The sequence below is a fragment of the Virgisporangium aliadipatigenens genome, from assembly GCF_016863615.1.
GTDB classification, from domain to species: domain Bacteria; phylum Actinomycetota; class Actinomycetes; order Mycobacteriales; family Micromonosporaceae; genus Virgisporangium; species Virgisporangium aliadipatigenens.
The window spans coordinates 235,334-249,859 of the sequence record NZ_BOPF01000014.1 but is presented as its reverse complement, the minus strand read 5'-3'; the positions used below and the strand labels follow the sequence as shown (position 1 = coordinate 249,859).

Genomic DNA, 14,526 nt, shown 5'->3' with positions numbered 1-14,526 from the left:
GCTCATGAGCGACACGTTGGCCAACCTGCTCTCCGAGACCAGGCAGTTCCCGCCGCCGGCCGAGCTGGCAGCCGCGGCCAACGTCACCGACGCCGCGTTCGAGGAGGCGAAGGCTGACCGGCTGGAGTTCTGGGCCGCGCAGGCCCGGCGGCTGCACTGGCACCGGCCGTTCGCGGAGATCCTCGACTGGTCCAACCCGCCGTTCGCGAAGTGGTTCGCCGACGGGCAGCTCAACGTCGCGTACAACTGCCTCGACCGCCACATCGAGGCCGGCCGCGGCAGCAAGGTCGCCATCCACTGGGAGGGCGAGCCGGGCGACACCCGCACCATCACCTACGCCGACCTGCACCGCACGGTCAGCCAGGCGGCCAACGCGCTGACCGATCTCGGCGTCACCGCCGGCGACCGGGTCGCGATCTACATGCCGATGATCCCGGAGGCGGCCGTCGCCATGCTGGCCTGCGCCCGGATCGGGGCGACGCACAGCGTGGTCTTCGGCGGGTTCAGCGCGGACGCGCTCTCCGGCCGGATCCAGGACGCCGACGCCAAGGTCGTGATCACCGCCGACGGCGGCTACCGCCGGGGCAAGCCGAGCGCCCTCAAGCCGACCGTCGACGAGGCCGTGAGCCGCTGCCCGTCGATCGAGAAGGTGCTCGTAGTGCGCCGCACCGAGCAGGAGGTCGACTGGACCGATGGCCGCGACGTGTGGTGGCACGACGTGGTCGACTCCGCGTCGCCGGAGCACGAGGCGCAGCCGTTCGACGCGGAGCACCCGCTGTTCATCCTGTACACGAGCGGGACGACCGCCAAGCCCAAGGGCATCCTGCACACCACCGGCGGCTACCTGACGCAGGCCAGCTGGACGACGCACGCCGTGTTCGACCTCAAGCCGGACACCGACGTCTACTGGTGCACCGCCGACATCGGCTGGGTCACCGGGCACAGCTACATCGTCTACGGGCCGCTCTCCAACGGCGCCACCCAGGTCATGTACGAGGGCACGCCGGACACGCCGCACCGCGGCCGGTTCTGGGAGATCATCGAGAAGTACAAGGTCTCGATCCTCTACACCGCGCCGACGGCGATCCGCACGTTCATGAAGTGGGGCGACGACATCCCGGCGAAGTTCGACCTGTCGTCGCTGCGCATCATCGGCAGCGTGGGCGAGCCGATCAACCCCGAGGCGTGGATGTGGTACCGCGAGCACATCGGCCACAACAACGCCCCGGTCGTCGACACCTGGTGGCAGACCGAGACCGGCGCGCAGATGATCTCGCCGCTGCCGGGCGTCACGGCCGCGAAGCCGGGTTCGGCGATGGGTCCGCTGCCGGGCATCGCGGCCGACGTGATCGACGACGGGGGCAATTCGGTGCCGCCGGGCGGTGGCGGGTTCCTGGTGCTGCGCGAGCCGTGGCCGAGCATGCTGCGCACCATCTGGGGCGACGACAAGCGGTTCATCGAGACGTACTGGTCGCGGTTCGGCGCCGGTGCCGAGGCAGGCGACGAATGGATCTACTTCGCCGGTGACGGCGCCAAGCGCGACGACGACGGTCACCTGTGGCTGCTCGGCCGCGTAGACGACGTCATGCTCGTGTCCGGGCACAACATCTCCACCACCGAGGTCGAGTCCGCGCTGGTGTCGCACCCCAAGGTCGCCGAGGCCGCCGTCGTGGGCGCCACGGACCCGACCACCGGGCAGGCGATCGTGGCGTTCACGATCCTGCGCGGGGACGTGCCCGAGGACGAGGCCCAGGGCGACGCGCTGGCCCAGGAGCTGCGCAACCACGTGGCGAAGACGCTCGGCCCGATCGCCAAGCCGCGCCAGATCATGGTGGTGCCGGAGCTGCCCAAGACCCGTTCCGGCAAGATCATGCGCCGCCTGCTCAAGGACGTGGCCGAAAACCGTTCGCTGGGCGACGTCACCACGCTCCAGGACTCGTCGGTCATGGACCTGATCTCCAGCGGGCTCAAGACCGGCAAGGACGAGGACTAGGGCTTTATTGCGACGGTCCGCCGTGGTGCGGACCGTCGCTCCCGCCGGGTCGCTGCGCTCCACGTCCGCGTACACAAATTCACATGTCAGGGGTTTCCCCGGTCGCACACGGCTGTGCGACCGGGCAACCTTTACGCTGTGTCGATGAAACCAGCCGTGGACGAGTCAGTGGTGCGGGCCGACGGCCCGTGGACCCACCGGTTCGTCAGTGCCAACGGCACGCGGTTCCACACCGTCGAGTACGGCAGCGGGCCGCTCGTGCTGTTCCTGCACGGCTTCCCCGAGTGCTGGCTCGCCTGGGAAAAGCAGCTCATCACCGTCGGCGACTCCGGGTTCCGCGCGGTCGCCGTGGACCTGCGCGGCTACGGCGCCAGCGACAAGCCACCCCGCGGCTACGACGGGTACACGATGGCCGGCGACGTCGCCGGCCTCATTCGTGCCCTGGGCGAACGCCGTGCCGTCGTCGTCGGTGCCGGCTACGGCGGCATGATCGCCTGGGCGACGGCGTGCTTCCATCCGAAGCTGGTCCGCCGGCTCGTGGTGACCGGAGCCGCCCACCCGTTGCGCCTGCGCGCATCGCTGCTGGCCGACCCCAGGGGACAGCTGGCCGCGTCGCTGTCCCTGGCGAAGTTCCAGATCCCGCGCTTCGAACACGCCATGACCAGAGACAACGCCGCGATGGTCGGCGAGTACCTGCGCCGCTGGGGCGGAGCGGCGTGGCTCGACTCCAGCGACTTCGACGACTACGAGGCCAAGTGCCGGCAGGCGTTCCAGATCCCGCAGACGGCGTTCTGCGCGATGGAGGCGTACCGCTGGTCGGTCCGTTCGGTGCTGCGGCTGCAGGGTTACCGGTTCGTCAAGCAGCTGCAGCAGCCGATCGTCAGCCCCACGCTCCAGTTGCACGGCTCCCTCGACCCGGCCGTTCTCCCGCGAACGGCACAGGGCTCCGGCCGCTACGTTCTCGCCGACTACGAGTGGCGGATCCTCGACGGCGTGGGCCACTTCCCGCACCGCGAAGCGGCCGACGTGGTCTCCGGCGAGATCCTGCGCTGGGCCAAGGTCGGCGGCTCCTAGACCCGGTACTCCCGCACGTCCAGCACCTCGGAGACCGGGGCCCACCCCTGGTACACCCCGAACTCGAACTCCTCCAGGCCCAGCCGCTGCGCCACCGGAGCCAGCCCGCCCGTGTACTCGACGCGCAGCCAGCCCTCATGTTCGGCCAGCACCAGGAACGGCTCGCCGCGCCACACACAGCCGGTGCGGATGTAGTCGAGCTGAACCTCGTTCGCCGAGACAATCTTGCGATGACGGCCGGGCCGGATCTCCTCGAACCCGTCTGCGGCGTCCGGCCGGTAGAGCCTGACCTCCTCCCCGTCCGGGGAGGCCTCGTACTCCTCGCCCCGCCAACGGGCGATGTAACCGTCACGCATCGTCGCTCGTCTCGACCCGCTGCCAGCGCGACGTGTCCGCGTCGAAGAGCGCGATCAGCGTCTCCTCCGCATCGCTGGAGACCCGCCACAGCTGCGCGCCGTGCGGCAACCGCGTGCTGTCCACCTTGAACTCCGCCACCACGTCGGCGGTCTCGCTCGGCGCGAAGCCGTTGCCCCGGAACGGCGCCCGCTCGATCACCCAGCCGCGCATCGCCTGCATGCCGCCCTCGTTCTGCCCACCGAACGGGATCCGGTACAGGCTGGGGCAGTGCGCCACCCAGCGGAGCACGTACACCTCGAGATCATCGACGAAGAACGGCGAACCCCGGTGGTTGAGCCCGAGCGCCCGGTACAGCTGCTCCGGCGTCGTCAGGTGTGCCACCTCGGCGGCCCGGTGCACGAAGCCCGAGACCCGGTCGTATCCGCGATCCAGGTAGAACGGCAGCTGCGCCGCGGGCACCGTCTTCTGCATCATGAGCAGCTGGCCCGGCACCTCGGCCGGCGCCGCCCGCCGCACCGGGGCGGTCGCCTTGGGCTGCTCCGGCTCGGGATCCGGCTCGCCGATGAGGCCGACCTCGGTGGCCCAACCGGCGAGGGTGCGGATCTCGGCGCCGCTGAGCGTGGCGCCCACGGGTGTGCCCGGGTTGACGGCGAAGCCGAGTTCGTCGCCCGGCCACTGCGAGATCAGCGACGTGAAGCGCACCTCGGTCGCCTCCGCGCCGACGCCGTGGCGTTCCTCGAGACGCTTGCGGGTCGTATAGGTCACCAGGTACTCGCCGCCGTTGATCGAACGGGTGGGCCAGTTCGACGGTTCGGCCGTGGAGCCCGGGACCAGCACCTTCGCCAGCAGCAGCGTGGAGAGGAACCCGTCCGTGTTGCCTTCGCGGGTGGCGGCGAGCAGGTCCTCCTCGGTGGCGTTGGCGGCCGCGAAGCGGGACATGTCGATCGCCGGGTCCAGCTCGGGAAGCGGCTCGAGTGTCGCACCCGTCGTCTCCTCCGGCGCCTTCACCACCGGCGCGGCCGTCGGCCCGAACGGCAACTCGAGCTCGATGGCCGGCGGAAGCGGCCGCTCGGCGGCGGGGCTTACCGGCGCCACCGACTGGCCACCGGCCCTGTCGACAAGGCCGCTCAACCGGTCCGCCGGGCTCCCGGACCCGGCCGCCGGACCGCCGCCGCGCGCAGCGGTATCACCGGCTTCGACCGCCGGGCTTTCCGACCCGGCCGCCGGACGCACCGGACCATCACCGGCGGAACCGTCATCGACGGACGCACCCGTCGACAGCCCCGCGGCGTCACCGGAGAGGGCACCGGACGCAGCCGTGGAGCGCACCGGATCGTCTCCGACGGAGGCATCCATCGGCCGCGTCGAACCACCGCCGCCGGACGCGTCGCCGGTCAAGGAGTCCGCATCGCCGAAGGCGGACGACCGCCCGGGAGCATCACCGCTGTAGGTCGCCGACCGCGCCGCGACGTCCCCGCCGTCGGCAGAGGACCATCCGGGAACGTCACCGGCATAGGTCCCCGACCGCGCCGCGACATCCTCTCCGGAGGCACCGGGCGACTCCGCCGGCCGGTCAGCGAGGAGCCCGCCCGTCGACCGTGCCGGCTCACCGAGGGTGGGCGCATCGGCGGACCGGATCGGCTCCTCGCCCCCGAACACATCGCTCGGCCGCCCGGCCGCACCGCCCAGGTCGGCGGTGGAGGACCGCGGAGGCTCACCGCTCGCCGAAGCACCCATGGCGATGGAAGGCCCCACCGGCTCACCGCCGACGGAAGCACCCATGGCGGTCGAGGACCCCACCGGCTCACCGCCCACGGAAGCACCCGGCTCCACGGATGGCCCCATCGGCTCACCGTCGACGGAGGCGCTCGTTGCCGCGGACGGCCGCACCGCTTCGTCCACCCCGGAGGCGCCCGTCGACCCGGCGTCAGTACCGTCGCCGGCCGTCGACCGTGCCGCCTCGAGCTCGTCCAGCGCGCTTGCCACCCGTTCGGCGGGCGGCTGGCTATCGGCACTCACGGGGCGCCGCGGAAGCTCCCCGCCCGTACCCGCACCGCTGACCGGCCGGGTCGGCAGCGCCCCCGAGGCCCGCTCCGCATCGTCCGACGTGGACGGTCCCGACGCCCCCGACCCCGAGGAGCCGGCGCCCGTGCCCACCGATCCGGCCGCCTCGCCGTCGCGGGAACCGGTCGCCCCGCTGAAGGCCGACCAGCTCGGACCGTCGAGCGCCGCCCCGGCGACACCGCCGAAGGTCGCCCCGGTCCCGCCCCCGGAGACCGGCCCGGCCGGCCCGCCGGAGGTCGACGCGACGTTCCCGCCGGACACCGACCCCGCCGCGCCACCGAACGTCGCCCCGCTCGCACCACCGGACACCGGTCCGGCGAGGCCGCCGAGCGTCGACCCGGTCGAGCCGCCGGACGGCGCACCGCTCGCGGCGCCCGTCCCGCCCGGGGCATCGTCGATGATGTCGCTCGAGCCGGTCGGCGAATCGGACGTCTCCGGGTCCGGCTCGTCGGCGATGTACGGCGGCCGCAGCGGCGGCAGCGTGGGGTCGTCCGGCTCGATCGGCGGCAGGCCCGACGGTGCGAGCGTCCGCCGCTGGTCGGGGGCCCAGCCGGGGGCGGTCGCCCGCCGCGGGTCCGGCGCCGGGGTGCTCGCCGGGGCGCCCCCGGACTTGTCCTCGGCGCCGCCCGGCCGCGGCGTCCGCGTCGGGAGCGGCTCACCCTCGATCCGGACCGGCGCGTATCCGCCGGACTCCGCCGATCGCAGCGTGCGTCCGGCGCGCCACTCGTCGTCCAGCAGTTGGTCGAACCCGTTGGGCGCAAGAGCCGCCGCGTCCTCGACCGGCTCGCCCTCCTGCGGCCTTCGCAGCGGAACGTCGTAGTCCTCACCGGCCACCAGCCCGCCGGGCCCTGAGTAGAGCCGCGGCCGGTCGGGTCCACCCGGATCGGCGCCGGCGCGTTCGGCCGGCGGGGCCGCGGCGGCGTTCAAGAAGGAACCACCCCGCGCGGCGGAAGGCGGAACGCTCTCGGCGTCCGGCGCGGGCGACGGCGGCTCGTCCTCGGAGTAGTCCGGGACGACGGCCGGCACCTTCGGCTCCCACATCCCCCGCGACGAACTCTCACCGGACCTGGCGGCCGACGGCGAGGTCTCCGGCGCGTCGACCGGCTGCACGGCGAACTGCCCACCGAGCGCCTGCAACTCCGCGAGCCGCGCACCGAGCCCCAGCCCGCTACCGGTGACCGGCGCGTCCTCGGGCATGTGCTCGTCTGCGGGCGGCCGCGCCGGTGAGACCGGCCGATCCGGCAACGCCGACGTGCCACCGGGCGACACCGGCGCGACGCCCCGTCCGACGGCCGGCGACGTGGGACGCGAACCGGTCTGCTCGTGATGATCGCGAGTGCCCCCGGGGCGCGCGGTACCGGACGGCGGCCCGAAGATCGACCGTTCGAAGAGTGGCCGCTCGGGCGGCGGTTGCAACTGGTCGGCGGGGTCGAACAGCAGCCGACCCGAGCGTTCCGGGGCGGGCGGAGCGGACTCCGGGCGATCGAAGATGCGGCGCTCTCGACCGGGATCGTCGGGACGATCGAACCGGCCGGGTGCGTCCCGTTCGGGTGCCGGCGCCGCGGCAGCCGCCGATGCGGCGGGAGACATCGGAACGCCGGGTGGCGCCTGTTCCTGACCCGGCGGCCGGCCGCCGATCAGGCCTTCACGCCGTCCGAGCGGCCCGCCTTCGGGCCGCGCCGGCGGGAGTGTGCTCGGGCGCGTGCCGAGCCGATCGCCGGGCCGCCGGCCGGGCAGTCCCTCGGGTCGTCCGTTCGGCAGCAGCCCGGAACGATCGCCGGGCCCCGGCGCCTCACCGGACCCGGGCTCGCCACCGGCACCGGGACGCCCACGGAAACCGGCGTCGCCGGGCGCACCCGCGTCCGGCCGGCTCCCCCCGGGCTCCCCGGGACGGCCGAAGCCGGGATCGCCCGCTCCCGGACGACCACCGGAGTCGCTCGGCCGACGCGGCAACCCGCCGGGTCCGGCAGCGATATCCGCCCCCCGCCCGAACGGCGCACCGGGCATCCCCGGCCGACCACCGACACCGGGCCCGCCGGGCACACCGGCACCACCGATGCCCTCGGTACCACCGGGCCGCCCGAATCCGGCCCCGCCCTGACCGCCGGCAGGTCCTCCGGACCCGCTCTGACCACCGGTCTCGGATCCGGCGAACCCGCTGTGCCCACCGGGTCCCGTCAAGCCACCGGCGCCACCGCTCGCGCCGGCACCGGCAAGTCCCTGACCGGCACCGAAGCCCGGCCCGCCCGGCGCGCCCTCGCCGCCGGGCATGCGGCCGGCACCGCCGACTCCCGGCCCGGCGGGACGCTTCGGCAGCCCACCCGGCCCACTCGAAGCACCGCCGACACCGGGCCGCGCAAACCCCTCGGCTCCACCGGAAGCAGCACCAACACCAGGAGCACCACCGGCACCCGGCCGCGCAAAGCCCCCGTGGCCACCGGCGGAAGCACCGAGCCCGCCGGAAGCACCTGCATCACCGGGCCGCGCCGGCCCGGCAGGACCACCAGAGGTGGAAGCACCGCCCCCGGAGCCACCGAAACCTCCGCCGACACCTGGCGGCGCAAAGCCCTCACGGCCACCAGTGGGCGCACCGCTCCCGGAGCCCCCAACTCCACCGGCGGCCCCACCACTTGCACCGGAGCCGGGCCGGGCCGCAGGACCACCGAATCCGGGCCCATTGCCGCCGCCGGACCCACCGACGGGCGCCGGACCGGACACCCCGGCACCGGAAATTCCGGCCCCACCGGATGTCCCAGATCCACCAGCACGCCCCGGCCCACCAGGACTACCGGGCCCTTCGACACCGGCCAACCCGACCGGGACCCCGGGACCGACCGGCGCACCGGGAGCCTCCACCGCGGGCCGCCCGACAACGGTCCCGTCCACCACGGCAGGCCGTGCGGGAACACCCGGCACCACGGGACCCGCCGGCACACCAGGTGCGCCGGGTCCGCCGGACCCCGGACCCCCAGGACCGCCGGAACCAGGGACACCGGGACCCGGAACACCGGGCCCACCAGGCGCTCCCCGCCCCGGCCCGAGCGCCGCAGCCGCGCCACCCTGCCGTTCGGGCCGCGGCCCGAGGTGCACCGGACTGGCCTGACTTGGCCGGCGCGGCACCTGAGCCGCTCCCCGCGCCCGCAGGTTGCTGGCGTGCTCCATCCGCGCCCGGGAACCCATCCCGCGCCCCGGCAGCCGCACGTCCCCGCGGCCGATCTGCGAAACGAACCAGGCCGGCAGATATCCCTCGATCGGGAGACCTGGGTTGACCGCGAGCCACCACTCTGAATTGGGCCACTGGATGGCAAGATCACGAAAAGCGATGGTCCGATAGCTGCCCGCATGCTCGGCGAGGCAGGTGCGCATCGACTGCGGCGACGAGAACGCCAGCACGTGCGTGCGCCCGTCCGACGACCAGGTACCCCAGCCGGGAGAGCGTCTACCTGCGGAATCGGCCGAGATCGGAAGCAACAGCTCGATGCGCGCGAGCACCCGGAAGTACTGTTCCTGGTCTCCGGCGCGCAGCACCTCGCGCATTACCGCCTCGGCTTCGGTGGCCGGGGCCCAACCGTCCACGGCCACCCCCTTCCGGCTCATCCAGGGCTCGCCGCTCTCTGTGCGTGCGCGCACCTTAACCTACCTTCCGGAGCGCGTCCGCTGCGATGCTCCCGTGCAGGACACCGAACCCGGCATCCCCATCGATATCATGTCGCCGGGGAGGCATCATGCGCTGGGCTCGCGCCACCGCCATGGCCGCCGGACTCCTGGTTGTCGGTCCGGTCGCCCTGATCTCGTTTTCCATTCCGTCGAACGCCGCACCAGCCTGCCCCGCCGCTGGCAGCGCCCCGCCGGTGGCCTCCGATCCGCCCTGGCCACAGCGCCGGTTCGACCTCGAACGCCTCAACGGCCTCGCCGACGGCACCGGCATAGTAGTGGCGGTCGTGGACTCCGGGGTGGATGCCACCCATCCGCAGTTGGCCCCGGCGGTGCGCACCGGGCTGGATCTGCTGGACGCCGGCACCGGCGGTCGCCTCGACTGCGTCGGCCACGGAACGGCCGTCGCCAGCCTCATCGCCGCCCGCCCGCAGTCCGGTGCGCCGCTGCGAGGTGTCGCGCCCGCCGCGACGATCCTGCCGGTGCGCGTGACCGAACGCCTCGACGGCACCGACACCACCAACGCCCGCACGGTCACCGTGGCGGCCATCGCCGGAGCGCTGCGCCAAGCGGTCGAACTGGGCGCCCGCGTCATCAACCTGTCGCTCACGACGGAGGTGGACGATCCGGCATTGCGGGAGGCCGTCCGGTTCGCACGGGCGCGGGATGTCGTGCTGGTGGCCGCCGCGGGCAACCGTCAGGAGGCCGGCAGTCCCCGCCCGTACCCGGCGGCGTACGAGGGTGTGATCGGCGTCGGCGGGATCCAACAGGACGGCAGCCGCGTGCCGCAGTCGCAGGTCGGCGACTATGTCGATCTGGTGGCACCGGGCGCGGACGTGGTGGCCGCGGCGCCCGGCGGCGGGTACGGCCGGCGCACCGGCACCAGCTTCGCGTCGGCGTTCGTCGCCGGCACCGCGGCCCTGATCCGCCAGTACCACCCCACCCTGAACGCCGACCAGGTGGCCGCGCGCCTCCTCGCCACCACGGATCCGCCGGCGGCCGGGACCGGCTACGGCTCGGGCGTCCTGAACCCCTACCGCGCCGTCACGGACCAGCTGCGCAACGAACCTCCACCGAAGGCCGCCCCGCTCCCGCCCGCGGGCCGCGATCCCGCCGCGGCAGCCGTAGCCCACGCGGAGTCCGCGGCCCGCACCCGCGCGTACAAGCTCGCGGCGCTGGCCCTGTCAGCGGCCCTCGCCCTCCTGCTCGCCGGCGCGGTGATCCCCCGCCTCCGCTGACCCGCCCCACGGCCCTCCGGCTGCCCGACAACCCGGCCGCCGACGATCCCCGGACACAGCAAAAGCGCCGACGCCCGGCCCAAGGCCAGAACGCCGGCGCTCCCCCGGTCCCGCGGCTAGATGAAGCGGTTCCTGTTGTCCCGCTCGGTGGTGGCGTAGTCGATCGCCGACTGGTCGAGCGCACCCTTGATGTCGCTCAGCATCCCGGCGAGGTTGTCCGCCGCCTTGGTCCACGCCTGCTGGCGCGCGTAGTAGGCCTGCTGCGCGTCGCCCTCCCAGGTGGCCACCAGCGGAGCCGCCTCGCGTTCGATCTGGTGGAGGTCGCCGCGCAACCGGCGAAGTGCCGTGTTGATCGAGTCGCTGGCGTGCTGAAGCGCACCGAAGTCGACCCTAAGCATCGGATCGGGCATGGTCTTCTCCTTCCGCGGTCGGGTCAGATGGGCAGGTCGTGAGTGTTGTTGCCGATCGGGCCCATGCGGCCGGCGACATCGGTGTCGGTCGCCGAGTAGGAGACCCCGGCCGTGCGGACGGCGTCGGCGGTCTCCGAGAGGTTGCGGTGGATCTCCCGCTGGCTTGCCGCCCACTGCTGCTTGACCTGGCCGAACGAGCGTCCGCCCGCACCGGTCCACTGGCTCTGCAGCCCCTCCAGCTCGGACAGCAGGCTCCTCAGCATGCCGTCGAGCGAAGCGTTGATGTCGTCGAACTTCTTCGCGGTGAGCTGCATCAAGTCAAGATCGGTCTGCGAAACAGCCACGGTCCACCTCCCTCATCCTCAGCGGTAAGTAATCATGGATGTGCCGGCTGTCGATGCGATGACGCTAGTAAGAAATCGACCGGAGTCACCAGCCCCAGTTCGTTCCTGTGGATAACTTCGGGCCAATCACCGCAAAGGCGTTCTAGCCGCCTGTGGATCGAGCGCGGCGCCGGACGGGAGGAGCGCCAGCACCCCGGCCGGGACCTGCACGGGTGTCACACCGTCGTAGCCGAGCGCCGGCAACGCCTCGGCCGGCACCGCGTGCCGCACACCCGACTCGGTCACCAGGTACAGGGCCCCGCCGGGCGCCTGCGCCGACGCCACGGCTGCCACCAGCACACCCCGCCCCGGCGGCACGAAAACCTCATCGGCCCCAGCCGAAGACGCCCCCGCCGAGGGCGCCGCAGCCGACGAAGCCCCCGCCGAGGACCGCACCGCCGACGCACCGGCGACCGACGCGCCGACCGTCACCTCCCCCTCCGGCACCGCGCACAACGCCGCACCGACCGGCGGTTCCGCCAGGCGCGGCGGCGCCACCGGCAGCCCGGCCCAGTTCCCCGGGAGGCTCGTGCGGGGCACGGCGGCGTACTCGCCCGCCGAGAGCGGGGTGGCGGCCTTCTGGCCGACCAGTTCCACGGTGGCCGGATCGCCGAGCAGCAGCGCCGCCTGGAACGCCGTCACCGGCGCCAGCCCCTCCTGCAGCGCCACCGCGTGCTGCCGGCCGTCGACCAGGAACACCTGCCCGACCCGCGCACCCGCGACCGACCCGAACGAACGCCCACGCCCCGACAACGGCACCCGCGCGAGGTCGGCGACGGCCGGCAACGCGTTGACGAACGCGGCCGCCACCGGCACCGGCGCGCCCCACACGAGGATGCCGCGCAGCGCCTCGGGCTCCCGCAGCCTGCTCCGGCGCCCCTGCCACACCAGGTGAACGCCGCCGTCCGGAGTGGACACCAGCAATCCGCCGTCGCCGAGGGCCTCCCCACCGCCGGCCGGCGCGCCGACCCGCACCACGGAGCGCACCCCCGCCCCCTCGGAACGGCTGCACACCTGCCACGCCCCGCGCAGCAGATCACTCTTTCGAGGGACAGCGTCCGGCGCGCCCACGATCCCGAGCGGCGCCCCGCGCGCCACGCCCGCCAACGACCGCCGCGCGACCTGAACGGTGGCCGGCGCACCCACGATGAGCAGCGCCGACGCGTAGTTGGCCACCGGGTGCAGCCGCCCGTCGAGATAGGCGTACTTGGCGCCGCTCTCCTTCTCGACGATCACCGAACGCCCGTCGCGCCACCTCGTCGAGCCGCCCGGCTGGAGCAGCCCCCACACCGCGAACCCGGCCAGCGTCAGCGCCGCCACCAGCAGTCCCGCGAAGAGCGCGGTCCCGGCGCGACGCATCGGTGGGCGCGCCGGATCCGTCTCGCGGGCCATGAGCGCCGAGACCACCCGCTGCATCGCGAACTGGTACGAGTGGAGCTGATCCGAGCGAGACGGCATCGACGCCTCCCCATGCGAGCCGAACGCCGCCTACGATAAGCGCCCGACCGACTACGCGGGGGGAACACGATGGCCACACGAGCCACGCCGGGACCCCGCACGCCAGCCCTCCAGGCCACGCCCGGACCACGCCGCCCGCCGGCACAATCTCTGGCCGGACGCCCGACCGGCCAGGTCATCGCAGTCGAGGCCGCCGCGCTCACGGTGCTCGCCGCGTGGCAGCTCGGGCCGGCCACCGTCGCGTTCACGACACCGGTGGCGCTCGCCGTGGTGCTGCTCGCGCTGGTCCGGGTGCGGGGCCGGTGGGCGTTCGAGTGGGCGCTGCTCGGGCTGCGGTACGCCGGCCGCCGGCGGGTAGTCGCCCTGCCCGACGGGACACCGTCCACGGTCGAGCTGGACGGGCAGCCGGTCGCGGTGACCGACGACGCGGGAGGTCCGTCCGCGATCATCGCCGTCGGCGACCCCGGCGCCATGTTCGGCGATCCCGGCCCGGCGATGCCGGCTTTGGGCAGTCTCCTGCCGCACGTAGATCCGGACCTCCCGGCCACGCGTCTTCGTTTGATCGTGGGAACGGTGTCAGCTCCGCCGCCCGGCGCCGCCGACGGCCCCGCGGCCGCCGCCTACCGGCAGTTCACGGGCGGGCGGGTCGCCTCGTACCGGCGGCTGCTGGTGGCCGTTCAGGTGCGCCGGGAGGTGGGGACCGGGGACGACGTGCTGCGGCGTTCGCTGGTCAGCGCGGTGCGCCGGATCCGCCGCAGGCTCGAACGCGCGGGACTGACCGCCACGCTCGTCGCGCCCGGCGCCGTCCCCGGTCTCCTCGCCGAGCTGGCCCACCACGACCCGACCGCCCCCACCCTGGAACGCTGGCCCGAACTCACCGTCGGCGGCCTGCGCCAGGTGACCTTCCGCCTCGACGCCCTCGACCAGCCGGACCGGCGCGACGGCCCGCCCGCCGAGGACCACGCGCGGGGCGCACAGAGCCTCCCCGCACGCCTGCTCGACCTGCCCGGCTGCGCGGTCACCCTCGCCCTCGCCGTCGAACACGAACGCCACGAGGCCGCCCTGCGGATCGCCGCCGCCGGCCCGGAGGAACTGGCCGCGGCCGTCAGCGCCGTCCGGCAGCGCCTCGTGGCGGCCGGTGTCGGCCTGCGCCGGCTCGACGGCGCGCACCCGTCCGGCCTGGCCGCCACCCTGCCGCTCGGCGGCACCGATCCCCTGGACCGCGCCGGCCCGGCGGAGGGCCCCGCCGACCTGCCGACCGGCGGCGCCGGCGTCGTGCTCGGCACCAACCGGCACGGCGGCCCGGTGACGATCGCGCTGTTCCGGTCCTCGCCCACCCGCGTCGTGCTGGTCGGCGAGCCGCACCGGGCGCAGTTCGTGGCGCTGCGCGCGGTGGCCACCGGGGCCCGGCTGTATCTCCAGACGGCGCGACCGCAGGCGTGGGACGCGTTCCTCCGGGGCATCGGCACCGCGATCACGGTCCTGGCACCGGGCCGCGCCGCGGAGGCCCCGCCGGCCACCCCGGTACGCCCGCAGCTGGTGCTGGTCGACGCGCCGGGGCCGGCCGCTTCGCACGTTCCACTGGAACAGGCGCAATGGCGCACGACGGTGATGCTCCGCGACCGGATCACCGCGGCGGACGTCGATCTGTTGTCGCGCGCGGACCTCGCGCTGCTCACGCGGGTCGGGGACGAGGAGGCGGTACTCGCCGGCGCCGCGCTGGGGCTCGGCACGACGGCCGACTGGCTGGTGCGCATCGGCGGCGACATGATCGGCGCCGTCGTGCCGCGGGAGGCGGTGCGCTGGGCGATGGCGGTCCCGGGCCCGATCGAGGCCCGCATCCTCGGCCGGACGCCGTAGCGACCGGGGTCACCGTCGCTGGCACCGCCGTGGGA

The 14,526-nt window shown here is 74.1% G+C and carries 9 protein-coding genes and 1 pseudogene; 4 read left to right on the top strand and 6 right to left on the bottom strand.

Translation table 11 applies throughout. From position 1 onward, the window contains the following. Positions 1 to 4 precede the first annotated feature (4 nt). Together acs and Val02_RS21200 are read left to right on the top strand one after the other, a co-directional pair. Complete coding sequence (acs, locus tag Val02_RS21205; protein ID WP_203900862.1) at positions 5 to 1,993, top strand: acetate--CoA ligase; 1,989 nt, start codon at positions 5 to 7, stop codon at positions 1,991 to 1,993. Positions 1,994 to 2,137: 144 nt separating this feature from the next. After that, the gene (locus Val02_RS21200) at positions 2,138 to 3,067 is read left to right on the top strand and encodes an alpha/beta fold hydrolase (protein WP_203900861.1); all 930 of its coding nucleotides are present in this window, start codon (positions 2,138 to 2,140) and stop codon (positions 3,065 to 3,067) included. On the opposite strand, the gene Val02_RS21195 is transcribed toward Val02_RS21200, so the two are convergent. The 3 genes and pseudogenes from Val02_RS21195 to Val02_RS48940 all read right to left on the bottom strand — a co-directional run. Further along, positions 3,064 to 3,423 carry a UCP033725 family protein gene (locus tag Val02_RS21195; protein WP_203900860.1) on the bottom strand — a complete coding sequence of 120 codons (360 nt, stop codon included), beginning with the start codon at positions 3,421 to 3,423 and terminating at the stop codon, positions 3,064 to 3,066. The genes Val02_RS21200 and Val02_RS21195 overlap by 4 nt on opposite strands. Beyond that, entirely contained in the window at positions 3,416 to 4,363 is a 948-nt protein-coding gene (locus Val02_RS48875; protein ID WP_444546000.1) for an SseB family protein, read from the bottom strand. The genes Val02_RS21195 and Val02_RS48875 overlap by 8 nt, the downstream gene beginning before the upstream one ends. Positions 4,364 to 8,731: 4,368 nt before the next feature. After that, positions 8,732 to 9,025 (bottom strand): annotated as a pseudogene (locus tag Val02_RS48940) (SseB family protein); the annotation flags it as partial. Positions 9,026 to 9,213: 188 nt separating this feature from the next. Here Val02_RS48940 and mycP point away from each other — a divergent pair. Continuing rightward, positions 9,214 to 10,380, top strand: coding sequence for a type VII secretion-associated serine protease mycosin (gene mycP, locus Val02_RS21185; protein WP_203900858.1), 1,167 nt, complete (start codon positions 9,214 to 9,216; stop codon positions 10,378 to 10,380). Between the two features lie 116 nt (positions 10,381 to 10,496). Here the strand turns inward: mycP and Val02_RS21180 are convergent, their stop codons facing one another. The 3 genes from Val02_RS21180 to eccB form a co-directional block, all read right to left on the bottom strand. Beyond that, positions 10,497 to 10,790 (bottom strand): WXG100 family type VII secretion target, encoded by a 294-nt coding sequence (locus Val02_RS21180; protein WP_203900857.1) that lies wholly within the window; start codon positions 10,788 to 10,790, stop codon positions 10,497 to 10,499. Positions 10,791 to 10,813: 23 nt separating this feature from the next. After that, the gene (locus tag Val02_RS21175) at positions 10,814 to 11,134 is read right to left on the bottom strand and encodes a WXG100 family type VII secretion target (protein ID WP_203900856.1); all 321 of its coding nucleotides are present in this window, start codon (positions 11,132 to 11,134) and stop codon (positions 10,814 to 10,816) included. 126 nt (positions 11,135 to 11,260) lie between these two features. Further along, positions 11,261 to 12,631, bottom strand: coding sequence for a type VII secretion protein EccB (gene eccB / locus Val02_RS21170; protein WP_203900855.1), 1,371 nt, complete (start codon positions 12,629 to 12,631; stop codon positions 11,261 to 11,263). A 69-nt stretch (positions 12,632 to 12,700) separates the two neighbouring features. On the opposite strand from eccB, the gene Val02_RS21165 reads away from it, so the two are divergent. Beyond that, on the top strand, positions 12,701 to 14,491 hold the full coding sequence (locus Val02_RS21165; protein ID WP_203900854.1) for a type VII secretion protein EccE: 1,791 nt from the start codon (positions 12,701 to 12,703) through the stop codon (positions 14,489 to 14,491). The last annotated feature ends 35 nt before the right edge of the window (positions 14,492 to 14,526 follow it).

Excerpts from the sequence above, each read along its gene's own strand:
- acs (WP_203900862.1), top strand. The coding sequence starts at position 5 with ATGAGCGACACGTTGGCCAACCTGCTCTCCGAGACCAGGCAGTTCCCG.
- Val02_RS21200 (WP_203900861.1), top strand. The coding sequence starts at position 2,138 with ATGAAACCAGCCGTGGACGAGTCAGTGGTGCGGGCCGACGGCCCGTGG.
- Val02_RS21195 (WP_203900860.1), bottom strand. The coding sequence starts at position 3,423 with ATGCGTGACGGTTACATCGCCCGTTGGCGGGGCGAGGAGTACGAGGCC.
- Val02_RS48875 (WP_444546000.1), bottom strand. The coding sequence starts at position 4,363 with ATGTCCCGCTTCGCGGCCGCCAACGCCACCGAGGAGGACCTGCTCGCC.
- mycP (WP_203900858.1), top strand. The coding sequence starts at position 9,214 with ATGCGCTGGGCTCGCGCCACCGCCATGGCCGCCGGACTCCTGGTTGTC.
- Val02_RS21180 (WP_203900857.1), bottom strand. The coding sequence starts at position 10,790 with ATGCCCGATCCGATGCTTAGGGTCGACTTCGGTGCGCTTCAGCACGCC.
- eccB (WP_203900855.1), bottom strand. The coding sequence starts at position 12,631 with ATGCCGTCTCGCTCGGATCAGCTCCACTCGTACCAGTTCGCGATGCAG.
- Val02_RS21165 (WP_203900854.1), top strand. The coding sequence starts at position 12,701 with ATGGCCACACGAGCCACGCCGGGACCCCGCACGCCAGCCCTCCAGGCC.